Source organism: Microcoleus sp. MON1_C1 (assembly GCF_036701945.1).
Lineage (GTDB): Bacteria > Cyanobacteriota > Cyanobacteriia > Cyanobacteriales > Microcoleaceae > Microcoleus.
This window is the reverse complement of the sequence record NZ_JAUBRO010000001.1, coordinates 177200-202387: the sequence shown is the minus strand read 5'-3', so window position 1 is coordinate 202387 and position 25188 is coordinate 177200. Positions and strand designations below refer to the sequence as shown.

The following is a 25188-nucleotide window of genomic DNA, read 5'->3' as shown; positions in this document are numbered from 1 at the left end:
ACAATGATTATGGGAGATATCTACATAGACTTATCCAAAAACAGCCTGTTTTGAACAGGCAAGATGCCTGTTCCACAATAATTATTGGAGACATCTAATGGGTGCGATCGACAAACCTTCACATTTCATAGGCTACTGGGGAGAGGACGATCGCACAAAAACGCTCAGCCGTTTAGTCCCAGATTACTGCATTCGGCAGGGCAAATTATCCGAGTGGGCGATCGCCTCTGCATCTGTACTCACGGCTGACACAGTGACGCTGAATGCTTGCGGGCGATTTCAGCCAACCGATTTACCGGGAGATGCTTGGGCGGCGGTAGAAGCGAAACAGCTACGGCTGGGGCGCGATCCGTTTGGGCGAGTGCCGTTGTACTGGATGCAGTTGGGAGAAACGATTTGGTTTTCGACGCGGATGCAATTGCTGCTACCGCTGATTGCTTCCCCTCAAATTAGCCCGATCGCCCTCCACAGCTATGCTTGCTTTTCCTACGTGCCCGCGCCGTTAACTCCGATCGAGCAAATTGCATCTGTAGCAGCCGGAAGCGAGATGATTTGGGAAATCGCCGAGGTTAACGATCGGCCGAAAGTACGGGCGGCGAAGCTATCCTGTAGGGAATCGCTGCAATCGGCTTGGCAAGAAGCGCCCCAATTACTGCGCCGTGAGGATGAGGCGATCGCACAATTGCAGGGGCTGTTGCAACAGGCGATCGATCGACAAGTGGCCGATTTGCCGATCGACGAACCCGTTGGCGTTTTACTCTCCGGCGGCATTGATTCCTCGCTGGTGACGGCGCTGCTAGTCAAAGCAGGCTTGCAGGTGCGCGCCTATGCCCTCGATTTTGGTGTCGAAGCCTATTCCGAACTGCCCTACGCCCAACAGGTGGCGGACTTTTTCCAGATTCCGCTGATCCGAGTGGCGGCGACGGGCGATGCAGTGTTGCGGGCGATCGGGCCAACCGCCAAAGCCCTCGATTTACCCTATGGAGATGGCACAACAGCCCCGCTGTTTTTGCTCAAACAGGCGGCGGCGCAAGACGTGCGAGTTGTATTCAATGGCGAGAATGGCGATCAGCTATTTGCTGGATGGACGAACAAGCCTTTGATTGCACGCGGAGTTTACACTGCAGAGCATCCCGCCGGAGGAGAAACTTTTGAACAGCAGTATTTGCGGACGTTTCAGCGATTTTATGGTTATGAAAAACAAATTTTTTCGCCAGAAATGCTCGATCGCATCCAGTCTCACGATTTGAGCGTTTACCTGCAAGACGCGATCGATCCCGAAACCTGTCCTTCCCTGCTAGCGAGGCTACGGCGCGCTTCGCTAATGCTCAAAGGTGCCCAAAATATTCAGCCGAGGGCAACGGCATTGGCGTTTGCTTGCGGTTTGTGGGTGCGATCGCCCTTCTGCGACCCCGACCTCACAGCATGGACGTTTCAACTGCCAGGAGAGCTGCTGCTGCAAGGTGCGTGCGAAAAATACATCCTCAAAAAAGCGTCTGAACGCTGGCTGCCGCCGGAAATTGTCTGGCGGGAAAAGCGCGGGATGGGTGTGCCGTTGAAGGTTTGGTATTACCGGGAGTTTTGGGCTGCGATCGGCGATCGGCTGAATCCGAATGTGTTGCGATCGGAAAATTGCTGGCAGCCCCATTTGGCCGACGCGATGTTATCGGGACAACTCGGAGTTGCCATGCGCGATCGCTATATTGGCAATAATCTCTGGTTGCTGCTGATGTGGCAGGCATGGCGAACCGAGGTTTTAGGCGAAATTCCGGGCAAGCGATCGCTGGATCATGTGTTTTGGTTGCCACCGGCGATCGGACAACGCATTTGGAAATATCGAAGGAGGTTGACTGTTGATTGTTGACGGTTGACTGTTGACTGTTGATTGTTGACTGTTGACTGTTGACTGTTAACTCGATTTTACAATCTTTCTTCTTCTATCTTCCATCTTCCATCTTCCATCTTTCATCTTCCATTTTTCATCTTCCATCTTCCTTCTTCCATCTTCCTTCTTCCATCTTCCATCTTCCTTCTTCTATATGACTGAATCTTTGCTACAGAATGAAACCAAAATACATTCGCCACCGTTCTCGGAAGCATTAGCCAAGCGACTTTTGTCAACTTATGGTTCGCCCTTATATGTGTATCAGGCCGAGATCCTCAGTCAGACCCTTGAGCATATTACGCGATCGATCGACTATCCCCGCGTTCAGTTTCATTTTGCTAGCGTCACCAACGGCAATATTGCTCTGTTGCAATTGATTCAGCAGGCTGGTTGGGGGCTACACGCGAATACACCAGGGGATGTGTTTTTGGGACTGAAAGCGGGTTTTACGAGCGATCGCATTGTCTACACCGGCAGTAACCTCAACAGGGCGGATATTCAGCAATTGATTGAATGGAAGATCGATCGATTCAATTTCGATAGTCTGTCGCAACTCCAGGATTTTTGCGAATATTCCGGGAGTCAACCGCGATCGATCCGTGCCGAAATCGGACTGCGCCTCAACTCACCGGAATTGACGGGAGACAGTCGGATTGGAGTGCGTCCCGCCGAATTCGAGAAAGCCAACGAAATCGCGCAGCAGCAGGGGTTGAGGATTACCGGATTGCATTTTTATCGGGGGACAGGAACGAACGCCACGAGTGCTTTTACGCAGGCGATCGATCGGCTAATTGCGATCGCCCAACTGTTGCCCGATTGGAAAACCCTCGATTTTGGCGGTGGTTTTGGCTATCCCTATCGAGGCGGTGCAGTGTTTGACTGGCGGGAGTTTGGTGCGGCGATTACTGAACGATTGAGTGCGCTATCTCGCCCGATCGAGTTGGTGATTGAACCCGGACGATCGGCGATCGCAGGTTGTGGCGTTTTGCTTGCGAAAGTTGTGTCGGTGAAGTGGTTGGGCAATCGGCAAATTGTCGGGGTGGATACGACTGTATCAAATCTATCGGTGCCTGCAGTGCACGGGGGCTATCGGGCGATCGCAACTTGGGAAACCGACGATGTATCGCGACATGAAACGGATATTTGCGGCAACACGACTTATTCGCGGGATTATTTGGGGCGCAACTGTTGGCTACCGAAACTCAAAATTGGAGATGCGATCCTGATTTTGGATAGCGGGGCTTACGGCTATGCGATGTCGTCGCATTTTCTGCACCGCCCCCGCCCTGCTGAGGTGTTGATTGATGCTAAGGGCGATCGATTAATTCGACAGCGAGAAGACTATTCCATTTTGTTAAACGGGCAAATCTTTTAAGAGGGCATTGGGCATTGGGCATTGGGCATTGGGCATAGTTTCTTCCTTCTTCCTTCTACTTATTATCTCTCTTCTCTTCCTCTGCGCCCTCTGCGGCCTCTGCGGTAAAACCATTCCAAAACAACCGTCAACGATATAAATCCATTAAATCAATCAGGAGTAACCGAAATGGGAATGAAATGCGTCCAGTGTCAAACCGACAACATTTTGAGCGATCGTACCAGGAACTCAGGTCGCTGTAAACGGTGCAACCATCCATTTGTCTTTGAACCCACTACCGTCACTGATAAAAAGTTGGCATTCACCGATCCCTTTTTCAAAAAGGCGATCGAAAATATTTCCAGCCAAAATATGTTGTTTTTTACGCACAAACAGTTTTTGTATTTTATTGACCAAAAGCTTAAATCTCGCGTACCCGAAAATAGTTGGCTTTTTCTCTACTTCTTTTTTAGCGTATTTGCGGGAACTTTCGGCATTTCCTTCGCTCTTGCTATTTTTCCCTCACAATTCGCAGTTATTATTACCTTCGCTCTCTACAATTTGAGTTGGATATGGCTATTTTTCCACTACAGCAAATCTCCTGGACAAGGTAGTCGCAGCAGAAGAACTAATGCTAAAAACCTCCAGATTTTAGGGGTAATTATTTTAGTGGCAGGCATTGCCCTCAGCTTGAGTGCTGATTATTTTCCCGGATACATCGCAGCGTCTGCACTAGGGCTATTTTCCTACTGGCTAGGTATTTCACAAAAACGCCGTCAACACGAAATTAGTGAACTATTTCTCGTCAATAAATCGCAGAGTGATCACTGGCTACAGTGCTGGCAACGAGTGAACGGTACACTAGAAAAACTCCTCCCTGCACCTCGCCAAGAGTCTTTGCCCGCCAGCATCGATCCCGAAGTGAGCACATACAGTTTCGATCGCGCAATTATCTGTGACAGTGACGAAATAGCTCAATTTCTAATTGCCAACAACGTCCATTTTGAAAACAACTGCGCCATTCTTAGTATTAATGGCTATCCACAAAGCATCTTCAACACCGTAATCGAAATGCTGCGCCGTAATGCCGATTTAAAAGTGTATGCACTCCACAATGCGAGTCCTGGTGGCGTTGGTTTGGTAAATCAACTGCGGACTAATCCAGAGTGGTTTGCTAATCAAGCGGTGACCATTTTTGATTTGGGAATTTCTCCCCGTCAAATCTTAGCAACCCGTGATATGTTTGTGCAACAATCTCAAACAATGGCACAAAGATCCCGTCAATTACCAGACACTGTAAGGCAAGGTTTAACAGCCGAAGAACTAGCATGGCTGGATGCAGGCAATTTTGTGGAATTAGAATCATTTACGCCGCAGCGGTTGTTGCGCGTGGTGAATTATGGACTTGCCCAAAGTGGCGCTCCGCAGACCAATGATGGCTTAATATTAGTGGATAATGCTGTCGGGTATGGTGGTGGCTATGTGTTTGTCTCCGATAGTTTTGGTTAGGGCGTGTTTTCAAACTTTATATTAGACTTATTAATAATAAGCTTAAGAAGTCTTGAAACTTAGTCTGAATAAGATTTTTAGCGCTCTTTTGTTAAAATCATAAAAAGCTTATCTTTGTAAGGGCTTCAGCGATTTTAAAATGAGGAGCAAAAAAGCTGAGATTAACTCGGTGAGTAAAGGTTTCAGATTTTTTAATTTCCCCCCACGGGGGGAAGTTTAGTTTAAATTGTGTGAAATTTGCCTTTAACTCGCTCTCGTCTGGTTTTGTTTGTGTAGGCGCGGTTTCTAACCGCCCGGACTTCTCACCGCCTGGACTTATTTAAGTCGTATACTCCGCATTAATCTTCACGTAGTCGTAACTCAAATCGCATCCCCAAGCTTTCGCAAAACCGCTGCCATTCCCGACACTAACCTGAATTAAAACCGTATCAGCCTTCAAATATTCCCCCTCCGCAGCCGCTTTCATATAATTACTCGCAGCAGCGCGATCGAACTCTTTAGGTTGTCCGTTTTCCATCATCAAAAAATCCCCCAATTGAATCCGCAAATTCTCTTGATCGAAAGGTACACCAGCGCGCCCAGCCGCCGCCGCAATTCTGCCCCAATTCGGGTCGCGTCCGAAAATAGCAGCTTTCACTAAAGAAGAACCGACAATTGTTTTGGCAATTTTACTCGCAGAAACTTCATCCAGCGCGCCACTAACTTGCACTTCTACCAAACAAGTTGCACCTTCGCCGTCACGGGCGATCGCCTTTGCTAAATGTACGCAAACTTCTGTCAGCATCGCCTCTAGTTTTTCAGCATCTGCCCCCATTTCCGTAATTGCCGGTGTGCGGGATTGACCGTTTGCCAAAGCAATTAGCGAATCGTTTGTACTGGTATCGCCGTCAACAGTAATTTGATTGAAACTTCTGTTAGCCGCCCGACTCAGCATTTCTTGCCACAAATGCGATGACACTGCTGCATCGCAAGTTACAAATGCCAGCATTGTTGCCATATTCGGGTGAATCATTCCCGAACCTTTGCAAATGCCGCCGATGCGGACGGGTCGATCGCCAAACATGGTTTCCAGGGCGATCGTTTTCGGCACTAAATCAGTCGTACAAATCGCCTTAGCCGCCGCATCGGAACCAGTTTCCGATGCCTCAGCAACTAATCGGGGAATTCCCGCCCTCAGCGGCTCCATTTTTATCCGCTGTCCGATGACGCCAGTGGAGGCCAAAAGAATTGATTCTGGAGGAATATTCAGCGCTTCTCCCAACAATTTGGCACTTTCGAGGGCATCGGCCAAACCTTGTTCGCCAGTAGCAGCATTAGCTTGTCCCGCATTGCACAAAATTGCTTTGGCGCTGGGTTTAGCTTGCAAACGCTGGCGGCAGTAGTCCACGCAAGCAGCCCGGACAGTCGATGTTGTGAAGACTCCGGCGGCGATCGCGTCTACCTCTGACAAAATTAAACTTAAATCTGGCAAGCCTGAAGGCTTCAAGCCCGCTGTAATTCCCGAGGCTCGATACCCTCTGGGTGCTGTAACTCCGCCGTCAATTTCTTTCCAGTCCGACATGATGACCTCCCTAGTAGCCTTCAATCTGCTGAAAGGGGATTATACCATTTTAGATTTTAGATTTTAGATTTTAGATTTTAGACTTCGGCGTGAGCGCTCAGTCGAACGATTTTAGATTTTAGATTTTAGATTCCCCATTATTTTGAGCCCAATTTCCCATTCCACATTCCTAATTCCCAATTCCCATAAAACTAATCGCGGCTTCCAATCTAGAGTTATAACTCAAGAAGAAGTCGCGACGGTTTTATAATTGACATTATTAATTTTTAGCTGGCAAACAACAAACTCGATTCAACTATCTCGCCGTTGAAAAAAGGAGTTATTTGCGATTGATACTCGCTTGAGAACCAGCATCTAAACCAACTTCAGCAGCCACACGGCTCAGCATGGATTCCTGACGGTTTTTGACGAGGTGTTGATGGCGCATCATCAGGGTGCGGGCTTGTTCTTGAGTTGACATAACTGATTTCTCCAAATTATAGGTAATAACTTCGTAGACAATTGTGGAAATTGAGCTTGCCCTAGCTCATAGTGGCGTTGCTGCGATCGTAACTGGCTTGAAAGCTGGGCTGCGGTTTGCCTTGAATGTGACCCCAGTAGTGCGTATCTTCCATCCCGACTTCGGTGGCGGTGCGGTTGAGCATGGATTGCTGGCGGTTCTTCACCAGTTGGTGGTGGCGCATCATCAGAGAGCGAGCTTGATTTTCGGTAGACATAGGGAGTTCCTCGGTATTCTTTAGATTAATGTTGGGCTGGTTTTTTCTTCTCTTCTATCACTATAACAGACAATTCTGTATCTAAAGCTACCAAATCCAAATTTTAACAAAACTTTACAATGCGGCTATGGGGCGAGAATCTCGATCGAGGTTGCAGGGAGTGCGATCGAGCTTGGGCTAGTTGATTCAGACCCAACCTCAAGCAGCAGTTGGCAAAATTTGACAATATTCCACTTCTAAGAGCCACATTTTAGCGGCTACCTAATTGCCAAGGGCAAAAATAACTTTATAGTTTGGTTCAGAGTTATAGATGCAGAATTTTGCCTCTCAAGAAAGTCGAATTTGCCTTAGTTAACAGTAAATTTAATAAGTAGCTAAGTAGGTAGGCGCTGTAAAACACAATTATGTTAAGGATTGTAAATTATCCTTAGCCCTAAGCGTGGCTAAGGTAGCCCTATTTACATATTGTTACATAGCTCGGTTTAATCCCGCTTACCTACTTAAATCATTATTATTGAGTTTTGTGTAATTAATTTTGTTTAGGTACTTAATACAACTATTAACAATTAATTATTACAGACACAACTTATTTTAATGAAGGGTTTATTGGGGTAAATCAGGAAATTGAGGTGGGAACTTACCCTGCCACCAAAAATGGGGTTTTTCTCCATTGGGAAAAGCTCCAACTCTCATCTGAGATGTTTTAGAATTAGCAGTTAATGGGGTTGGGTTACTGACCGGAGATTTTAAGTAAAAATTCCCTTCTTCAGGATTAACAAATTGAGGTTCTTCTCTGACTGCCGCCGTTCCATTCGTTCCATAGATATTAGCATAGTTATCAGGAAGCCATCCAGCATAAATCGGACGGGTGGTGTTATTTTCTCCAAAGATTAAGTTCTGGCTAATCTCAAGATATTTTTGACGAAAAATATTTTCGATGTCAGAATTAGCCGCCAAATAGCGATCGCTATAACCGATTTGAAATCCCCTATTCTTGCTAAAAATATTATTCTTGATTTCAACATTTTGAAGATTATCAGAAAATAAATATAACCCTCCAGTAATCCAAAAAAAGCTTTCTCCTGGGTTCGGTTTACCATAACCATTATGATGAACCGTATTATTATAAATTTTAATATTATGCCGTAACCCATCATTTCCCCATCGGGCAAAGAGAATTCCGGTTCCCCAGTTATTATAAATTAAGTTATGGTGAAATCGAATATTTTTTGCTTCTGCTCCTCCTTCTACTGCTAAAGCCAATCCTGCTCCATTACAATCATGAACAACATTATTAAAGACCTCAACATCTTCTAAGACTCCAAACCAACTATCAACATATAATCCTTGTCGTGCCATGTGGTGAATATAGTTATGATGGACGGTTCCATATTTACTCTTTTCTTTAACATCAATCCCTTCTTTTTTCCCATCCTTAACTAAGTTATAAGCAACTTCAAAATTTTCAACCCCACCGATTGAAATTGCTTCATGGGGAGCTTCTGGGAAATCATTTAAAAAGTCAGCCATCTTCAGGTCGTTTGCATTAATAACCGTATTTCCCATTACTTTATAGTGATCGCCCCACCAAACACCAATACCTGGGGAAAACGTATTTTCTGTTTTATTATTATAAAGGTTAATAAAATGGCTATTTCTAACTGTAATCCCAGAATTATGAGAATTAATAACTTCTAAATTTTTGACTTGAATATAACTAACATTTTGTAATATAAATGCACCTTGATCGTGAGGATAATGGGATTTCTTACCAGAGGGAGGCTCTACTTTAACTGCATCCGCATCAATAATAACTCGTTCTTCAGGATAGGCTCGATAAGTAATCCAAGCCTTTTCTGTCCCTGAATTTTTAGCTTGAATTTGTTCAGTGAGGCGATAAGTTCCAGCCCGAATATAAACTGCTTCACCCGCTTTTAATACCGACGCTGCGTGATTAATTGTTGACCAAGGATACTCAAGTGAACCGTTATTTGCATCACTGCCATTTGGTGCAACATAAAAAACATGAGGATGGATTTGTGATAAACTTCGCGATGTCCAGCAGCCGCCACTAATCGCCAATAGCAATCCTGCTAATACTAACGTGATGAACCTATGAACGGTTTTTCTAATCATGAAGTTTTTTTTAGATAGGATTTAATCCTCACTGTTTAAACATTAAAGCACTTTCGTAATTTTGTAAATCTAGTAAGTAGGTAGGCGCTGTCAAACACAATTATATTAAGGATTGTAAAGTATCCAAATGACCTAAGCGTGGCTAAGTTAGCCCTGTTGACATATTGTTACATAGCTCGGTTTAATCCCGCTTACCTACTTATAATTTCAATTAACCTCAAGTCCCGCCCTTAAGAAACTATGCTGTACCCACAATTCCAGAAATCCCCCTAGCCTCTTTTTCAGGAGGATGCCAGGGGGAGCGAAAGGCTCTGACGTTAGTTTTTCAAGTTGTGTGTACAGGGTAGCCCTTAAGAAAGGCGTGCCGGGGAATAAGCGGCCCTAATCGTCAAACAGCAGACTGGAACTACATAAGACGTTAAGTTGACACAAATGCTATTCGGCGACTTCAGCTTCAGCTTCCGCTTCAGGTGCATCTGGCACATCTTGCTTGATTGTCAAATAGCGAATCACTTCTTCGCTCAGACGCATCGCGCGCTCCAGGGTGAAAATTGCAGCGCCCGGAGCTGTATAGTTCATTTGAACGTATACTCCGTCCCGGTGCTTGCCGATTTCGTAAGCCAAACGGCGCTTGCCACGGTGCTGAGTTTCGATGTTTTCAGCACCTTGATCGCGCAAAATAGTTTGATATTTAGCGATCGCCTGGTCTGTCATTTCCTCACCCAAATCAGGGCGCAGAATGTACATAGTTTCGTAAATAAACGGTTTCATGGCAATAATCCCCTTATGGACAACAAGGCTTCTCACGAAGCAAGGACTTATTATCATATCCCAACAATGAACAATCTCAAAACTAAAAAACCAAATTCCCCAAACAACACTCCCTCGCCGTGGAGCACCCTGTGGACGTACAGCATCATGAGCGCGATCGCACTTTTAATGCTGTTTCCCTTGCTGTGGCTGCTCAGTACCTCCCTCAAATCCCCCAACGAAAACATCTTTCAATTTCCCCCGCAACTGTGGCCACAACAGCCAACCCTCGAAAACTTCATCAAAGTTTGGCAAACCAACCCCTTCGGCAGTTACCTGTTCAACAGCACCCTAATTGCCGGCCTCACAGTTAGCATCAACGTCCTCTTTTGCGCCCTCGCCGCTTACCCCTTAGCCAGACTCAAATTTCGCGGCCGCGAAGCCATCTTAATCACAATCATTTCCACAATCATGATTCCCTTCCAAATAGTCATGATTCCCCTATACATATTGACTGTACAACTCGGACTAAAAAATAGTTATTTAGGGGTAATCTTTCCCGGACTAGCCTCAGCCTTCGGCATATTTTTATTGCGACAAGCATTCCTAGCAGTTCCCAAAGAACTAGAAGAAGCCGCCCGCATCGACGGCTGCAGTGAATTAGGCATTTGGTGGCACGTCATGATTCCGGCAATTAAGCCAGCTTTAGTCACTCTAGGAATTTTCGTATTTATCGGTTCTTGGAGCGACTTTCTGTGGCCGCTGCTAGTTTTAGACAGACCGGAATATTACACTTTACCTTTAGGGGTAGCCAATTTAGCCGGGACCTTTTCTTTAGATTGGCGTTTAGTTGCGGCGGGTTCTATTATTTCTATTGTTCCAGTTTTAGGGCTATTTTTGCTCTTGCAAAAATACATTGTGCCAACAGAAACTGCTGCGGGAGTCAAAGGATAGAATTAAGATAAACAATCGGCATTTATCCGCGTTCATCGGCGGTTAAAAATTAAAATCTTTTGAACTCACAACTCACAAAATTTATTTGTGATGTAGGAACGGTCCCAAATCCGCTGGATTGTTGACGGCGCTGCGGTTGTAGATACTATCATCGCTTTTGCAAATGCGATCGATGCCGAAGACTGGCAAAAATTGCGATCGCATCTAGCAGACGAAATAGATATCGACTACTCAGAATTTCGAGGTGAAACTCCCCGACGAGTAACCGCAGAAGAATACATAAAACAGCGGGTAGAAGGTCTTGCCGGTTTGCGAACGCTGCACGTCAGCACAAATCACGAGGTAACTATTAAAAGGGATGCTGCCAAATGTAAGTCTGTGTACCGCATTTATCGACTTGACCCCGATCGCGAAGCGGGACAGAATCGGCTGGATACAGGAGGTAACTATTTTCACTCCTTGATTCAAACAGACAGACATTGGCTAATCACAGGAATCAAGCAAACTGTGGTAATTGTCAGCGGCAACACTCAAGTGCATGGCGCTTTGCGGGACACATCGCGATAAAATCTAATCCACAACTGAAATGCCCTCCTATTTCCCTAACTAAAAATTTCCTCCTACCTAGGAGTAAAAACTGCACTAGGGTAAGCAATCCGCTTGTGATTGAACTGTTCCCAAACCCGCACAAAAATCTCCGCAATTAGAGACATATCCTCCCGCGTTAAACCCGAATCCATCAACTGATTATCCTGCCAGCGAGCCCTCAAAATCCGATTAACCATATTCAAAGCCTCTTCATGAGTAGCATCCTTGAGCGATCGCAAAGCAGCCTCGCAAGAATCCGCCAGCATCAGAATCCCCGTTTCCCGCGACTGCGGAATCGGCCCATCGTAGCGAAAATCCTCCTCCCTCACTTGGCGACTTGCGATTGCTAACTTTGAATTATTCGCATCTGGCAAAGCAATCTTTAAATCTTCTATTTCTTTTGCAGCAATTTGCTGCGCTTGGTGGTAGAAATAAGCAATTAACATTGTACCTTGGTGCTCGGGAATAAACGCCTGAATTGCCTTCGGCAATCGATGCTTCCGCGCCATCACCAAGCCCTCGCTAACGTGTTTTTTAATAATCTCCGCGCTCGCCCAAGGGTCATTAATTTCATCGTGTTTGTTACCCCCGCCCATTTGATTTTCACAAAATCCGAGGGGGTCGTGCATTTTTCCAATATCGTGGTATAATGTCCCAGCTCTGACCAGCTCAACATTGCAGCCGAGTTCCCGGGCCGCAGCCTCCGCCAAACTCGCCACAAACAGCGTGTGCTGAAAAGTCCCCGGAGCCTCGGCAGCCAATTTCTTCAACAGCGGGCGGTTGGGATTGGCAAGTTCCGCCAGCCGAGTCGGCGTAATCAAGTCAAAAACGTGTTCCAAATAAGGGCTGATGCCGATCGCCACAACGCTCCAAGCCAAACCGGCCAAACTTTGGGCGCCCACAGTACCGAGCACGACGTACCAAATCGCACCGACAGCGGCGCTGGCAATCAAAGTCCCCACCAGATAAACCGTGCCCTGAGTCAACCCAAGAGCCAAGCCCAAAAGAGCCAATTCCTCGCGCGATCGCAGCCGCCCGGCCATAAAAGCGCCCAGCAATCCCCCCGCCCCGCTAGCGACTAAATGAATCAACTCCACATTTAAGCCAACGGGCAGCAGCACCGACAGCAGCCCCACCACAGTCACTCCTACCGCGGAACCGTAGAAGCCGCCCGCTAAAATCCCGATCGCGGGCAAACTCGTCCAAGGCAGCCCCAAACTCACCAGCACCGGCGCGCTCAAAGTCAGCAGCAGCAATAGCAAATGATCTCTGCGGCGCAAGCGGTAGTGCCTTTCCACCAGCAGTACGATCGCAATTGCCCCCGCGACTAAACAAACAAAACCCGTCAGCCCCAGCCAATTCACCCCCCGCCGGCTTAAACCAAAATAGTCCAGCAACACGAAATCCTGCTGCGAGATCTCTTGTCCTTGTGCAACAATTATCTCGCCCCGATCGACTGCGATCATCACCGGTTTCACCTTTTGCGCCGCTAATTCAGCTAACTCTTTGGTTTCCTCCGGATCTCTCACCAGATTTGGCTGCAAAATGGCTGTTAAACCCTCAACCGCCAAAGCTTGGGACTCTAACGGCACTTCCTCAGCCACTTGCAACTTCACAGCTTCTTTCAAAATCTCCTTTGGCAACCCCTGCGGGATACCTTGAGCCACCATCCTTTTTGCCGCCCGACTCATACCGGTTTGGGTTTTCTGCCAAGCTGCATCCGACAAATCAAACAGCGAAGTATCGTAAATCTGTGGGAGCCCCAAAACCGATGGTTCTCCCAGCGCCTCCACAGCATTGAGATAGCGGCGGCGAGCAGAGGAAATACTGTCTGTCAGGCTTTGAAACTCTGCTGCCCGGACCGATCGGCTGTAAGCTTGCAGTTGAGCGATAGCATCTTGCTGAGACTTGTTATCTGTTGCCGCAGCAATTGCGGGGGAATCCAAACTCAATCGCTCGGAAGTTGCACTTTTGTCACCCGCTTGCGCCACAATAGATCGCCACTCCCACTCTGGACAGCCCCGCAAGTAAACCTGAGCCGTATTTGAGAGCACCGAGGGACTCGCAAACGGAAACGGGCCTACCGCTTCCCGCAGCTCGCTTCCCTGCTGCAAAAATTGTTGTAATTCTCGATAAATTTGTCCGTCAACTGCTGGATCGAGCATTAATATCGCTACAGCTCCGATCCGCGCTGCTTTCCGCTGTTCTTCAGTAGTTTTGTAATCGGGGATGCTAGCACTAGCAGGAGCCTTAATCGTCTGAGGAGCTTTCGTCCCCACATCCAGTTTTGGCTGGTTGTAGAAGCGGTGGCCCAGAGTGCTGCTTAGGGACACTACCGCTACGAGCGCCAACATAGGGGAACGAGCTTGATTTTTGAGGCTTGATTTGGAGGTTTTACTTGTAAATCTAGTAGTAAAAGTCTCGGGAAGAAGCCATTTCTGGTGCGACAAACGGCTCAGGAGAGGCCCGCCAGCGCGTGAGGTATCTGCTTTGCTGCAGCCATTTTGCACTTTAGCAATGTGTTGGCGTAGTGAGCGCGCAGCCCCTAGCTGCTCAATCTGTCGCATCAATGAGGAGAGCGTATTCATTTGTGTCGAAGATATATCACTGTTATCCAGCAGCTTTGTCAGAATTTCTGACTATGCATCTTGATTGATTTTATCCGAACTACCCTGGCTGAATATTCAACCCTCCAGGCTACTTTGCCTGACTCTCGCCAGCAGTTGGCTTTCCTAAAGGTGGCCAACAACCCAAGCAGCTTCTTTGCTTCCCTTGTCCATCTTGAACAGAACTTGCGCGCGATGGCTAAAAACCCCGTTTCTCCGTAGATTCTTCGTTTCCCAACCCCATATTCTCGTTTAAACCTGGCTTGTTGGGGCAGGCGCGTCCGATTTAATTTTTCACTTTTTAATCTTTAATTGTCGGTCTCCTTCCACTTTCGCTTTTGACTTGTTAATGGCTAATTGCTAATTTCTGGTTTCCCCTTACCGTTAAAAGCTCCAAACTTTATATTTTACGAGGTCTAATGACATAAGGTGCAGCCACCGCTCGGGCTAGCGCGGCGGAATCCACTCCGGCATCGGGCCTGTAAACTCCCGCCCAAACAGCAAACAGGTTATTTGCTAACTCTACAATTTTTGCATCGCTGCCAGTTCCCCATAGCGAAGTTTCTCGGCCGTCGGCTAGCTGCTGGGATTTAACGTCAGGCGAAGATACCTGTCGCCATTCTACAGGAATCGCAGCAACGCCGTTATAGGCTCCCGACAAAGCTCCTGTCAAAGCGCAGGTGAGTTGTCCAGCTATGCCACAGCGGGCCGCCCGCACCACTGACAAGCGCAAGTCTTCTGGGGTGTTTAAGAAGCAGTAGAAAGCTAAGGTAATGGGAATGAAATTTCCTGGGTTAATTGACTCGGTTTGTAATTTTTTCTCGCCTTCGTCCTGTCTTTCTCGCAAAGCTGTGGCGCTTTTGCACAGGTGAGTGGTGGCTGTTTCTAAATCGGCTCCCTTTTCTAGTAGTATTTGCACTTGCAGCAGCAGCTCTGTTAAGGCATTATCTGTTTTCAGGTAAGCAAGTGTTTGCTCGATCGCTGTCGCCGGGTCAAGTCTTTCTTTGAGAGCTCGGGCGATCGTATATGCTACTGCTAAAATTGCTGTTTCCCATTCTGGCTGGTTTTCATGATGCCAAACCTCTATCGCCAGCATGATTTTTTCTCGCAGCTTGGCTTTATTTTCGTGAAAAAACATCGCGGATGGCAGCGCAGCAACGGCAGCTTCACCAGGGTTAAGCAGGGTTTGAAACTCACTGTTGCGGGGATGGTAAATTTCCGACTTGGCAAATGCTTCCCAAGTATCGCGCCAATCTTTTAAATCTAAACTTCTACACCGAATGAAACTTTGAGCGCAAGCTACCGCAAGTCTCCCGGATTCGGATGAGTCTTTGGCACTGAGGATTTTGCTGTTGAGAGAATTCAACGCCAATGTTGCCCCACTTAAGGTCAATTGTTGGTGTTTAGTCAGTTGTAAAATTGGCTGCAAGTCTTCTGTTTGTGGGGGAATACCCACGAGTTGCCTCTGGTATTGCAGGCCTATAGAGTCTCCTAAAACTGCCCCTAGGATGGTTCCTTGAAACTTGCTCAACAGGGAATGCCGCATTTGAATTTAACTCAAGTTGTTAGTAATTGGTAATCGGTAATTTAGAATTCTTCCTGGTTTGCTTCTTTGCCTAACTATTGTTATTAATTTGAATTCAACCCAAACATATAAGGGCTGGTTTTCTATCTAAAACCTGCCCTCATCCGATCGCTACAATCGGTAAATTTTTAATTTTTAATCAAGTAACTAACTAGAGCTTGCAACCCCAGCCGATAACTTTCTGAGCCAAAACCGCTGATTTGCCCGATCGCCACTGCTGCGATAAACGAGTGGTGGCGAAAAGCTTCCCGCCGGTAAATATTGCTCAGATGAACTTCTACCGCAGGGATATTCACCGCGGCGATCGCGTCTCTAATTGCCACACTCGTATGAGTATAAGCTCCAGCATTAATCAATAAGCCTTGGTGCTGCCCTAACATCGAGTGAATTGCATCCACCAAGACCCCTTCATGATTCGACTGCTGAATTGAGACTTGCACCTGGAGGGCTTGCGCTTCTCGTTCTAACAACTTGTTGATATCATTTAAAGTCGCAGAACCATAAACTCCAGGTTCTCGCTGACCCAATAGATTCAGATTAGGGCCGTGAAGTACCAGGATATTTAACAATTTTAAAATTTCCAGCGCAACAAAAACTATGAGAGTTTTGACATGGGATTTAGAACCAGTCTGCCACCTCAAACCTCAAACCTCAAACTTCTAATTCAGTCCCGACTACCTGCGATTTCTCGGTTGGTTGACAGGAATACGAATCGGCTCGAGTTCCGGTTCCGGTTCGGGACTCAGCAGTCCTTCTATCAGCTTGCGAACCCATTCTTTAATTTCTTCCAGCACCTTTTCAATGTCTTCCATTGAACGGATAGCTCCTTTTTTTATAGTCTAGATTGCTAAACCGACGGCTAAATATCTGAAAATAAGCAAGCACGACTTTGAAACCAAAGGTCAAACTTGCTTTCTCACTTGCTGGTTATTTTGAGCAATGGAGAGAGTCAGTATATTGGCCAATCAGTCCTATCTTATTATCATAACGAATCTTTACAGATAATCAATAGGCCAGCGGAATATTGCCGAACTATCTCGGAGTAGAGAGTGTTAAATAAAGCTTAAGCTTACGGTTGACTGTTGACAATTGACCAACCGTAGGATTTTTTCTACGCTTTTGCCAACAATAATTTACGGCGGAGCCGATCGAGCGCCGTACAGCTACTCAGATTCCGAATCCAATCGCGGCCTCTGGCATCGCCAAAGCGGTATTCAAAACTTTCTGCGTCGCCCTGGGGGCCCGCTAAACCGACATAAACCAGTCCGACAGGTTTAGCGTCTGTGCCGCCTCCGGGCCCGGCGATGCCTGTAATGCTCAATCCCCAACTGGTGTTGAGGCGAGATCGCACTCCTGCAGCCATTTGTTTTGCCACTTGGTGGCTGACTGCCCCAAATTCGGCTAAATCTTGCGGATTAACACCTAATAATCCTTCCTTTACCCGATTGTCGTAAGAAATAATCCCCCCGAAAAAGTAGCTCGAACTGCCGGGAACACCAGTCAGCATCGCCCCCAATCCACCTCCGGTGCAGGATTCAGCCACGCTAAGAGTTTGTCCCGCATCGAGCAACAATTGGCCGACAGTCGAAGCCAGGGTATCGCTATCAGCACCGTAACAGTCTAAGCCAGCAATTTGTCGCAATTGTTGTTTGATCGGCTCAATCAAGTTTTTCGCAGCCACGGAGGACTCCGCGCGGGCCGAAATCCGCAGTTTGACTTCGCCGTGATTGGCGTAGGGAGCCACAGTAGGATTAGTTAAATTCAGAAAACTCTCTACTTTTTCCGCCAATGCCGACTCAGCAATCCCCCAAAATTTCAATGTGCGGCTGTAAATAGTGGCGCTGCACCAGCCGCCATTTTTCAGGTAAGGAACGGCGGTTTCTTGCCACATCAAGTGCATTTCCGCCGGTACGCCGGGAAATGTCATTACTGTCACGTTAGAAACCGGCTGCCAAATAATCCCCGGTGCCGAACCGCACCGGTTCGGCAGAATGTCCGCACTTTCTGGAATTAAAGCTTGTTTGCGATTGCTGGGACTCATGGTGCGTCCCCGCTGGGCAAATTTGTATTCGATATCGGCGATAATTTCCGGCTTTTCGATGAGAGGAACTCCAAAAAAATCGGCGATTGTTTCGACTGTCAGATCGTCGGGTGTGGGGCCCAGGCCTCCGGTGAAGAGCAAAAGCTGCGATCGGCTGACGGCGATTTCTAACACTTGTTTGATACGTTCTGGATTGTCCCCCACCACTGTTTGATAGTAGTGAGGGATTCCCAGACTCGCTAATTCTTTGGCTAAAAACTGGGCATTGCTATTAAGAATATCGCCTAACAGCAATTCAGTGCCAACACAAATAATTTCAGCAACCATTCAATTTTAGATTTTAGATTTTGGATTTTAGATTGGGGAATTGGGCATTGGTAATTGGGCATTGGGAATTGGGCATTGGGCATTGGGAATTATTTTTATTCCTTCTTCCTTCTTCCTTCTTCCTTCTTCCTTCTTCCTTCTTCCTTCACCTAGCGTGTCTCCAAACTTTCCAGCTAGCATATCCCAGCAAACTTGTTGCACCCATAGCGTAAATTACGCCGCTGGGAAGCGAAAAAGCTAGGGCTAAACTTCCTACCCACAGTGTCAGCGAGTAAATAAATAAAACCGCAAATCGATGGGATAGTCCGGCTTCTAGAAGTCGGTGGTGGAGGTGGCGCTTGTCAGCAATAAACGGTGACTTGCCGTTGCGAAGTCGATCGAGAATCACCGCCGACATATCTAAAATCGGTACAGCTAAAATTAAATATGGCAGCAACACAGAAGTAACAGCCGTAGTTTTAACTAACCCAATTACTCCCACTCCAGCGAGAGTAAACCCGATAAAATAAGCCCCGCCATCTCCCATAAAGATTTGAGCCGGATTGAAGTTGTAGCGCAGAAATCCCAAGGCCCCGCCAGCTAAAGCCGCTGCAATCAGGGCCGCCGCCGGTTGGTGCATCGCCAGACTGACAATCAGCATTACAACTGCTGCAATCCCTGAAACTCCGGCAGCTAAACCGTCCAAACCGTCAATCCAGTTGATGGCATTCGCCATGCCTACAAGCCAAATCACGGTAATTGGCAAGCTCAGCCAGCCAATATTAGTCAATCCCAGGGAGGGAACTGTGAGAAACTCAATTTGTACGCCTGCCATCCAAACGATGCTGGATACGCCAATTTGCATGAGCAAGCGTTTTAAGGCTGAGAGCGAAAATAGGTCGTCTGCTAAACCGATGAGGAAGAATCCTATGCCGCCGAGGGTGACTCCCCAAATTTCGTATTCGTCTTTGGGATTGAGAACTTGTCCGTTAGCATCGATGAAGCCTCCTGAGAGCCAGACAAATAAGAGGGCAGTGATAGTGCCGAGAAAGATGGACACTCCTCCCAAGCGCACCATAGGGCGCTTGTGGACTTTTCGCTCGCCTGGCCGATCGACTCGCCCGCTTTTGAGACCAATTTTTTTGACTATTGGCGTACTCCAGAGGACGATGATCGCAGAAACCAAAAAAGCGAGTATGTGGTACAGATACTGGTACGGCATCTGAAATCAATTTTAAATAGTGCGGGGCAATTAGTCTGTCAGGCAGAGTCTACTACATTTCAGATGGCTTGTAACAAGGAAACATCTTGAAGAGCGACTGGGGGTTTGGGAGTCGGAGATTTGCCGCAAGGGCAGTTGCCCTGGGGCGAATTGTCAGGTTTTTCATTCATAACTCTCGAATTAACGATTTGAAATATCGAGTCTTTCGCGAGCAAAAAAGTCGATATTTGGCGAGCGGGCTCAGTTGAGCGGTATCTTTCACAACCGACAAATACCGTTAGTCAAACCAGCCCCGCCCGACAAATATCTTTACTAAAAACCGTATTGGCGATCGATATTTTTGGTGAAAACCGCTTGTCAATATCGCTACCGACAACTCTCAATCTTTTCCTGCTCTTTTACCCTTTTACCCGTACACTTCCAACTACCAATTCCCCATTGCCGATCAGGAAAATTAAGCTAATGCCGGCACTTTCAAGTACAAGTGGGGATATAAGGGGAAGCGATCGCACAGTGCTGCTACTCGACGCAGGCAGTCGGCGGCGACGCTTTCATCATCTGGATTTAGCAGGCGATCGGCAATAATATTGCCAATCTCGGTAAATTCTGCTGTTCCCATTCCCCTGGTGGTCATCGCCGGCGAACCGAGTCTCAAACCGCTGGTGACAAAGGGCGATGCCGGATCGAAAGGCACGGTATTTTTATTAGCAGTAATATTCACACCGCTGACTAATTGGTCCGCTCGCTTGCCTGTCATGTTTACCGATCGCAAATCAACTAGCATTAAGTGATTGTCCGTGCCGCCGGAAACGAGTTTTAAACCCCGCTGGTGCAACTGTTCCGCTAAAGCGCGCGCATTTTCAATTACTTGACCGGAATAAGTTTTAAATTCAGGCTTTAAGGCTTCGCCGAAAGCTACTGCTTTGCCCGCAATGACGTGTTCTAAGGGGCCACCTTGAGTGCCGGGGAACACAGCTTTGTCAAACTTTTTACCTAATTCCGGGTCATTAGTCATAATCAAGCCACCACGGGGGCCGCGCAGGGTTTTGTGAGTGGTGGTGGTGACTGCGTGACAGTGGGGGAGGGGGTTGGGGTGATGCCCTGTGGCGACTAACCCGGCGATGTGGGCGATGTCGGCGAGCAGGTAGGCTCCGATTTCGTCGGCGATCGCTCTAAACTTCTCAAAGTCGATAATTCGCGAATATGCTGAATAGCCACAAATTAGCAATTTCGGTCGGTTTTCTTTGGCAAGTGCCAAAATTTCGTCATAGTCGAGCTGTTCTGTTTCTTGGCTGACGCCGTAGTGAAAAGCTTTGAACCATTTGCCGGATACGTTGACCGGCGAACCGTGGGTCAAGTGTCCGCCGTGGGACAAATCCATGCCCATAATTCCGTCTCCGGGTTCCAGCAAGCTCAAAAATACTGCAAAGTTGGCTTGAGCGCCGGAGTGGGGCTGGACGTTGGCGTGAGCGGCTCCAAAGAGCTGTTTGGCGCGATCGATCGCGATTTGCTCGATGCCGTCGATAAATTCGCAGCCGCCGTAGTACCGTTTCGCTGGCAGTCCTTCGGCGTATTTATTGGTCAGCACTGAGCCTTGAGCTGCCATTACCGCTGCGGAGGTAAAGTTTTCGCTGGCGATGAGTTCTAGGTGGTCTCGCTGCCGCTGGAGCTCTTGCCCGATTAAATCGGCAATCAGCGGATCGGTTTTGGAAAGGAATTCTAAGTTAGTGTCCGTCACAATAATCAACCTCTTGACAATTTTGGGATTGGGAATTGGGGATCTTATACCGTACTACGGATTTCGCACCATTGACATAAATATTACGTTGTGTTCAGGTTAAGCGGTTTGTCCCCAACTCCTGACATACAATGAAATTACTGGTGTGAAGCCTGCCGGAGGTATCAAATGTTAGTCATTTTAATGGAAAATCAGATGCTTGCCCCTCAGTGTGTTTGCCAAAGTTGTTTGCTGGCCGATCGCACTGGCCAACCGCGCTGGAGCGGTGGAGAGCTTCGCTGTGGCCATCCAGTTGCTAAACCTACGGAAAATATGCCCGATCGGTACGAGTGTCAAATGGGCTTCGTCATTGCCAATATTAAATAAGAAAGCCTGCATGGTAGTTGAGGCTGCTCCCCGCTGAGTGAAAAGCAAGTTCCGGCAGAGTCGAAACACAAACCCTGCTGCTGCGTTATCCTGAGTTTAATGGAATTAATAGTTAATCGATCGACTCAGGAGAGTTCATTATGACTTGGCGCGGGTCTACAACTGTTCGAGACCGGATTTTTGCTTCTTTGCCTTATTTGCTCCCGCTGATTGACGGGCTTGCCTTTGGCAGGTTTCTGTTTCAACAGTTTCCTGTCCTGCAACTGTTGTTGATACCGCTAGCTCCATTGATGCAAATTTATAGTTTGCCCTTTGCTAGCTTGATTATCTTCTTTGCTCTGTATTTAGGAGTAGTTAGAAACGAAAACATCAGTCACTTCATTCGTTTTAATGCGATGCAGGCGATTCTTTTAGACATTGTTTTGATGCTGTGCGGTCTGGTTTTGCCGATTTTTTCTAACGGCGTCCAAGTCGCATTTATTGCGGAGACTCTTTATAACATGGTGTTTTTGGGCGCTTTTGCTGCATTTGTCTATGCAGTCGTGCAGTCGCTCTTGGGACGCTATGCAGAGATTCCTCCGCTTTCGGATGCTGTTTATATGCAGGTACGTTAGTCAATTGGCTGTTGACCGTTGACCGTTGACCGTTGACAGTTTGCAGTTGTTAGTTGTTGGTGATAATTACTAATTACCAATTACCCATTACTAATAACTACTGTATTTTCAAGACTGCCGATGCCTTCAATTTCGATGCGGACTCGATCGCCTATTTGTAGCGGCCCTACTCCTTGCGGAGTTCCAGTCAGTATCACATCGCCTGGAATTAGGGTCATTACTTGACTGATGTAGGAGACGAGAAAGTCTGGGGAAAATACCATGCGATCGATCTGGGATGACTGTACCGGTCGCTCGCTCTCATTGACAAAAGTCTGCAATTGTGCAGCAGGACTCAGTTCGCGGACAATCCAAGGCCCCAAGGGACAAAAAGTATCGAACCCTTTGGCCCTCGCCCACTGGTTGTCCCGCTTTTGCAAATCTCTGGCTGTTACGTCGTTGGCGATAGTATATCCCCAAATTTTGCTGTGTGCTTGTTCGGGAGTGCAGTTGGTACAATATTCGCCAATTACCAGGGCCAATTCTCCCTCGTAGTCTACCCTTTCCGACTGCTGCGGATAGCTAATCGCTGCACCTGCAGGGATGACAGCACTCGGAGGCTTGAAAAACAGCAGGGGCTCAGCAGGTACTGGGGTTCCCATCTCGGCGGCGTGATCGACATAATTTTTGCCTACGGCTACAATTTTTGAGGGAGAGCACGGGGCGAGAATTTGGTAAGTATCTGGTGAAAGTTCCAAATCGGTTGGTTGTCCTTTTAACCAGGGCGGTGCATCAAATACTTGAACGCTGTGGCTGAGTTGCAGTAAACCGTAATGGATGTGTCCTTGTGTTGTTTTTACTCGAACGTAGCGCTGGGCCATAGTATTTTAGATTTTAGGTTTTAGATTCTAGATTGAAAAAGACTTGTGCAAGTCCTAAATAGAATATATATAAACATGGATCTAGGGATAATTTCTGAAAATTTATTGCTCGCTCGACCTTCTTGATTTTTGCTGTACGATTGTCCAATCGCTTTCCGTGCAAATTCCGTGCAGCGGTTTATCCCAGGAGTCAACTGGTAGTTGGGGGAGCAAGGCAAATTCAAAGATTGTGCCGATCGTAATTTTTGATTCCCACTCAGCTAAACTGAGCATTCTGTCGTAATAGCCGCCGCCGTAGCCCAACCGATAGCCGCGAACATCGCAGCCTACTGCGGGTACGAGCATTAAATCTACTTCTGAGTGGTCTATTTTAGGAGCATCCGGCAGGGGTTCGAGGATGCCATAAGCTCCAGTATGTAAAGCATCTCCGGGCTGCCAGATGTGCCATGATAGCTCTTTACCGACACAGCGGGGAAATCCCCATTTTTTAGGGGTGGGAATGGCATTTGTGGGACAGGCATCTTGCCTGTCTCCCAAATTGAGCAGGCAAGATGCCTCCTCCACAGAAGATGTAAATAGGGGACTTAAATCTGGTTCTTGGCGACAACTGAAGTAGGCGAGGATTGTTTTTGCTTGGGTGAATAGGGGCGAGTTTTGAAGGCGGTTGCAGAGGCGATCGCTCTTTTGTCTCCATTCTTGTGCTGATAGGGATTTGCGGGTGTGGAGGAGGGATTTTCTTAATTCTGTTTTAGTTAATGAAGGTTCAGCAGTATTCATATTTTCGATCGAATCTCTCGTTTGACTTCCAGTCCGACAGGGGTTGAAAACCCCTGTCTCACAGCGAAAGTCCTCTAAAAGAGGAGTACAATTAATTGCATTTTCATCACATTCTGTAGTCGGTTTTAACCGAGTTTAGCTTTGAGGCAGGGGTTTAAACCCCTGCCGGACTGTCGGAAAGTATCAACAAAGTGGATTTGATATTACATATTGTCTCACCACAGGACAAACGCAGAATAGCGTTTCATTCTCCTGTTCTTCTATTTCAACAAACGATCGCCTTCCCAAAGATTGCAGCCCGTTGAATAACTCGGAGGGCGATAAATCGGCATCTTGTAGCAATTGCTCTATTGAAACTGGATTTACTTCGCGGCTGAGTCGGGAGATTAGCTTTTTCTCTAATTCTGACAAGCGATTTATCTGCCGATGCAAGTTTAATGCCAATTCTTCCCCTAAGAATAGCCTATCATATTTTAAAAATTCTGCAACCCTACCTCGGAATATTTCCTGAATGGTGGTGGCGACTATTTTTAACCACAATGGATTGCCTCGGTAGGCGTTAATTAGGTTTTCCCATTTTTCGGGATTGAGTAACCTTTTATGTCGGAAAATTTCGGTAGCGGCTATACCTATGCCTTTGAGTTGCAAGGCGCGCACTGGTGAATTTTCACCTTTTAAGGCGGTAATTTCTCTGGGTGGTTCCCAACTGTTGAGGATTAAACAACTGTTGTGGGTTGTTTCTCCGATTTGTGTGAAGAGGATGCTGTAATTTTCGCATTCGGGGCGGTAATTTCCTGCTAGCTGTCCGCTGCTGAGAAGGGCTTGCACGTCGTCGAGGATAATGAGACAGCGGTTTTTTCGCAAATATTCCATTAACAGGGAAAGGCGATCGGGGATGCTGGTAGGGAGTTCGATTGCTGGGTTATTTAAGAGAAATTCTAGGAGAGTTTTTAGGGTAGTTTCTAAGGGTGGGGAGTGGCGGAGACTTCGCCAGATGACGCATTCAAAGTTATGCTGAATTTGTCTGATGAGGTGGAGGGAAAGTGCGGTTTTACCAATGCCGCTTATTCCTAATATTGCTGCGATGTTGCAATTTTCTTGGACGATGGATTTTTCGAGGGTGGCGAGTTCGGATGTGCGTGAAGCGAAGCTATCGCCATCAGGCGAATCGGACAAAGATGAAATATGAGGTGCGTCTGCTAAGTCGAGTCTGGTTTGGGGTGGGGAGGTGTTTGAGGTGGAGGTTGAGGGCGATCGATCTTGGGGAAATTCGGAAGATTGACTATCTGCACAGACATTGACATTACCAATTACAAAATCATTTCCAAAATTTGATGATACGATGAATACTTGTCGCCTCTCAAGTGTCGATCGTAAATTGGATGGAGTGACTTCTTCATCTAATACATTTGATAAACGCTTCCATAATTTTGAAGCTACATTCCTGACGTGACCTTCGCTACAATGCGATGCTTCTGCGATTTGAGAGTATTTTTGACCTTCCCATACACCCCCCAGGATAGCTTCTTGCAGATCCTCCAAATGTTCTCCCGTCTTAGCGAAAACCAGGTCATCGGCAAATCTCAAGACTTCTTTAACGTCCATTGGTGGGATAGGTGT

The 25188-nt window shown here is 47.1% G+C and carries 23 protein-coding genes; 7 read left to right on the top strand and 16 right to left on the bottom strand.

Translation table 11 applies throughout. The features are described from left to right. Positions 1-97 precede the first annotated feature (97 nt). The 3 genes from QUA62_RS00785 to QUA62_RS00775 all read left to right on the top strand — a co-directional run bounded on the left by QUA62_RS00785 (position 98) and on the right by QUA62_RS00775 (position 4748). Positions 98-1864 carry an asparagine synthetase B family protein gene (locus tag QUA62_RS00785; RefSeq protein ID WP_333401958.1) on the top strand — a complete coding sequence of 589 codons (1767 nt, stop codon included), beginning with the start codon at positions 98-100 and terminating at the stop codon, positions 1862-1864. A 175-nt stretch (positions 1865-2039) separates the two neighbouring features. Next, positions 2040-3260, top strand: a complete 1221-nt coding sequence (locus tag QUA62_RS00780; RefSeq protein ID WP_333401957.1) for a decarboxylase — start codon at positions 2040-2042, stop codon at positions 3258-3260. Between the two features lie 174 nt (positions 3261-3434). Then, on the top strand, positions 3435-4748 hold the full coding sequence (locus tag QUA62_RS00775; RefSeq protein ID WP_333401956.1) for a hypothetical protein: 1314 nt from the start codon (positions 3435-3437) through the stop codon (positions 4746-4748). A 319-nt stretch (positions 4749-5067) separates the two neighbouring features. Here QUA62_RS00775 and argJ read toward each other — a convergent pair whose 3' ends face one another. From argJ to rpsF, 5 genes are all read right to left on the bottom strand, one after another. Then, entirely contained in the window at positions 5068-6309 is a 1242-nt protein-coding gene (argJ, locus tag QUA62_RS00770) for a bifunctional ornithine acetyltransferase/N-acetylglutamate synthase (RefSeq protein WP_333349752.1), read from the bottom strand. 319 nt (positions 6310-6628) lie between these two features. Beyond that, on the bottom strand, positions 6629-6769 hold the full coding sequence (locus QUA62_RS00765; RefSeq protein ID WP_333402037.1) for a hypothetical protein: 141 nt from the start codon (positions 6767-6769) through the stop codon (positions 6629-6631). Positions 6770-6830: 61 nt separating this feature from the next. Next, positions 6831-7025 carry a hypothetical protein gene (locus QUA62_RS00760; protein ID WP_006631905.1) on the bottom strand — a complete coding sequence of 65 codons (195 nt, stop codon included), beginning with the start codon at positions 7023-7025 and terminating at the stop codon, positions 6831-6833. 603 nt (positions 7026-7628) lie between these two features. After that, on the bottom strand, positions 7629-9161 hold the full coding sequence (locus tag QUA62_RS00755) for a right-handed parallel beta-helix repeat-containing protein (RefSeq protein ID WP_333401955.1): 1533 nt from the start codon (positions 9159-9161) through the stop codon (positions 7629-7631). 435 nt (positions 9162-9596) lie between these two features. After that, positions 9597-9932, bottom strand: coding sequence for a 30S ribosomal protein S6 (gene rpsF, locus QUA62_RS00750; RefSeq protein WP_015176119.1), 336 nt, complete (start codon positions 9930-9932; stop codon positions 9597-9599). Between the two features lie 15 nt (positions 9933-9947). Between rpsF and QUA62_RS00745 the strand changes: the two genes are divergently transcribed. Both QUA62_RS00745 and QUA62_RS00740 read left to right on the top strand, forming a co-directional pair. Further along, on the top strand, positions 9948-10865 hold the full coding sequence (locus QUA62_RS00745; protein ID WP_333401954.1) for a carbohydrate ABC transporter permease: 918 nt from the start codon (positions 9948-9950) through the stop codon (positions 10863-10865). A 108-nt stretch (positions 10866-10973) separates the two neighbouring features. Beyond that, positions 10974-11432, top strand: coding sequence for a nuclear transport factor 2 family protein (locus QUA62_RS00740; protein ID WP_333402034.1), 459 nt, complete (start codon positions 10974-10976; stop codon positions 11430-11432). A gap of 53 nt (positions 11433-11485) precedes the next feature. On the opposite strand, the gene QUA62_RS00735 is transcribed toward QUA62_RS00740, so the two are convergent. The 8 genes from QUA62_RS00735 to glyA form a co-directional block, all read right to left on the bottom strand. Then, positions 11486-14041: an HDIG domain-containing metalloprotein gene (locus QUA62_RS00735; RefSeq protein ID WP_333401953.1), complete on the bottom strand. Its 2556-nt coding sequence runs from the start codon at positions 14039-14041 to the stop codon at positions 11486-11488. 418 nt (positions 14042-14459) lie between these two features. Further along, the gene (locus QUA62_RS00730; RefSeq protein WP_333401952.1) at positions 14460-15605 is read right to left on the bottom strand and encodes an ADP-ribosylglycohydrolase family protein; all 1146 of its coding nucleotides are present in this window, start codon (positions 15603-15605) and stop codon (positions 14460-14462) included. A 167-nt stretch (positions 15606-15772) separates the two neighbouring features. Next, positions 15773-16213: a type II 3-dehydroquinate dehydratase gene (aroQ, locus tag QUA62_RS00725; protein WP_138920973.1), complete on the bottom strand. Its 441-nt coding sequence runs from the start codon at positions 16211-16213 to the stop codon at positions 15773-15775. A gap of 105 nt (positions 16214-16318) precedes the next feature. Next, on the bottom strand, positions 16319-16456 hold the full coding sequence (locus QUA62_RS00720) for a hypothetical protein (protein WP_190663116.1): 138 nt from the start codon (positions 16454-16456) through the stop codon (positions 16319-16321). Positions 16457-16755: 299 nt separating this feature from the next. After that, a complete protein-coding gene (locus QUA62_RS00715) occupies positions 16756-18012 on the bottom strand; it encodes a competence/damage-inducible protein A (protein WP_333401951.1) in 1257 nt (418 codons plus the stop codon). 27 nt (positions 18013-18039) lie between these two features. Continuing rightward, positions 18040-18192 carry a hypothetical protein gene (locus QUA62_RS00710; RefSeq protein ID WP_333401950.1) on the bottom strand — a complete coding sequence of 51 codons (153 nt, stop codon included), beginning with the start codon at positions 18190-18192 and terminating at the stop codon, positions 18040-18042. Then, the gene (locus QUA62_RS00705; protein WP_190663118.1) at positions 18158-19213 is read right to left on the bottom strand and encodes an MraY family glycosyltransferase; all 1056 of its coding nucleotides are present in this window, start codon (positions 19211-19213) and stop codon (positions 18158-18160) included. Before QUA62_RS00705 ends, QUA62_RS00710 begins: the two co-directional genes overlap by 35 nt. A 454-nt stretch (positions 19214-19667) precedes the next feature. Next, a complete protein-coding gene (gene glyA / locus QUA62_RS00700; RefSeq protein ID WP_333401949.1) occupies positions 19668-20951 on the bottom strand; it encodes a serine hydroxymethyltransferase in 1284 nt (427 codons plus the stop codon). A 168-nt stretch (positions 20952-21119) separates the two neighbouring features. Here glyA and QUA62_RS00695 point away from each other — a divergent pair, with 168 nt between their 5' ends. Further along, entirely contained in the window at positions 21120-21317 is a 198-nt protein-coding gene (locus QUA62_RS00695; RefSeq protein WP_333401948.1) for a hypothetical protein, read from the top strand. A 140-nt stretch (positions 21318-21457) separates the two neighbouring features. Next, positions 21458-21931 (top strand): Tic20 family protein, encoded by a 474-nt coding sequence (locus tag QUA62_RS00690; RefSeq protein ID WP_006631917.1) that lies wholly within the window; start codon positions 21458-21460, stop codon positions 21929-21931. Positions 21932-22011: 80 nt separating this feature from the next. Here QUA62_RS00690 and QUA62_RS00685 read toward each other — a convergent pair whose 3' ends face one another. From QUA62_RS00685 to QUA62_RS00675, 3 genes are all read right to left on the bottom strand, one after another. Then, a complete protein-coding gene (locus QUA62_RS00685; RefSeq protein ID WP_333401947.1) occupies positions 22012-22791 on the bottom strand; it encodes a fumarylacetoacetate hydrolase family protein in 780 nt (259 codons plus the stop codon). A gap of 102 nt (positions 22792-22893) precedes the next feature. Beyond that, positions 22894-23568 (bottom strand): 5-formyltetrahydrofolate cyclo-ligase, encoded by a 675-nt coding sequence (locus tag QUA62_RS00680; protein ID WP_333401946.1) that lies wholly within the window; start codon positions 23566-23568, stop codon positions 22894-22896. 183 nt (positions 23569-23751) lie between these two features. Then, complete coding sequence (locus QUA62_RS00675; protein ID WP_333401945.1) at positions 23752-25173, bottom strand: NB-ARC domain-containing protein; 1422 nt, start codon at positions 25171-25173, stop codon at positions 23752-23754. Positions 25174-25188: the final 15 nt, after the last annotated feature.

Excerpts from the sequence above, each read along its gene's own strand:
- QUA62_RS00785 (WP_333401958.1), top strand. The coding sequence starts at position 98 with ATGGGTGCGATCGACAAACCTTCACATTTCATAGGCTACTGGGGAGAG.
- QUA62_RS00780 (WP_333401957.1), top strand. The coding sequence starts at position 2,040 with ATGACTGAATCTTTGCTACAGAATGAAACCAAAATACATTCGCCACCG.
- QUA62_RS00775 (WP_333401956.1), top strand. The coding sequence starts at position 3,435 with ATGAAATGCGTCCAGTGTCAAACCGACAACATTTTGAGCGATCGTACC.
- argJ (WP_333349752.1), bottom strand. The coding sequence starts at position 6,309 with ATGTCGGACTGGAAAGAAATTGACGGCGGAGTTACAGCACCCAGAGGG.
- QUA62_RS00765 (WP_333402037.1), bottom strand. The coding sequence starts at position 6,769 with ATGTCAACTCAAGAACAAGCCCGCACCCTGATGATGCGCCATCAACAC.
- QUA62_RS00760 (WP_006631905.1), bottom strand. The coding sequence starts at position 7,025 with ATGTCTACCGAAAATCAAGCTCGCTCTCTGATGATGCGCCACCACCAA.
- QUA62_RS00755 (WP_333401955.1), bottom strand. The coding sequence starts at position 9,161 with ATGATTAGAAAAACCGTTCATAGGTTCATCACGTTAGTATTAGCAGGA.
- rpsF (WP_015176119.1), bottom strand. The coding sequence starts at position 9,932 with ATGAAACCGTTTATTTACGAAACTATGTACATTCTGCGCCCTGATTTG.
- QUA62_RS00745 (WP_333401954.1), top strand. The coding sequence starts at position 9,948 with ATGGACAACAAGGCTTCTCACGAAGCAAGGACTTATTATCATATCCCA.
- QUA62_RS00735 (WP_333401953.1), bottom strand. The coding sequence starts at position 14,041 with ATGAATACGCTCTCCTCATTGATGCGACAGATTGAGCAGCTAGGGGCT.
- QUA62_RS00730 (WP_333401952.1), bottom strand. The coding sequence starts at position 15,605 with ATGCGGCATTCCCTGTTGAGCAAGTTTCAAGGAACCATCCTAGGGGCA.
- QUA62_RS00720 (WP_190663116.1), bottom strand. The coding sequence starts at position 16,456 with ATGGAAGACATTGAAAAGGTGCTGGAAGAAATTAAAGAATGGGTTCGC.
- QUA62_RS00715 (WP_333401951.1), bottom strand. The coding sequence starts at position 18,012 with ATGGTTGCTGAAATTATTTGTGTTGGCACTGAATTGCTGTTAGGCGAT.
- QUA62_RS00710 (WP_333401950.1), bottom strand. The coding sequence starts at position 18,192 with ATGCTAGCTGGAAAGTTTGGAGACACGCTAGGTGAAGGAAGAAGGAAG.
- QUA62_RS00705 (WP_190663118.1), bottom strand. The coding sequence starts at position 19,213 with ATGCCGTACCAGTATCTGTACCACATACTCGCTTTTTTGGTTTCTGCG.
- QUA62_RS00695 (WP_333401948.1), top strand. The coding sequence starts at position 21,120 with ATGTTAGTCATTTTAATGGAAAATCAGATGCTTGCCCCTCAGTGTGTT.
- QUA62_RS00690 (WP_006631917.1), top strand. The coding sequence starts at position 21,458 with ATGACTTGGCGCGGGTCTACAACTGTTCGAGACCGGATTTTTGCTTCT.
- QUA62_RS00685 (WP_333401947.1), bottom strand. The coding sequence starts at position 22,791 with ATGGCCCAGCGCTACGTTCGAGTAAAAACAACACAAGGACACATCCAT.
- QUA62_RS00680 (WP_333401946.1), bottom strand. The coding sequence starts at position 23,568 with ATGAATACTGCTGAACCTTCATTAACTAAAACAGAATTAAGAAAATCC.
- QUA62_RS00675 (WP_333401945.1), bottom strand. The coding sequence starts at position 25,173 with ATGGACGTTAAAGAAGTCTTGAGATTTGCCGATGACCTGGTTTTCGCT.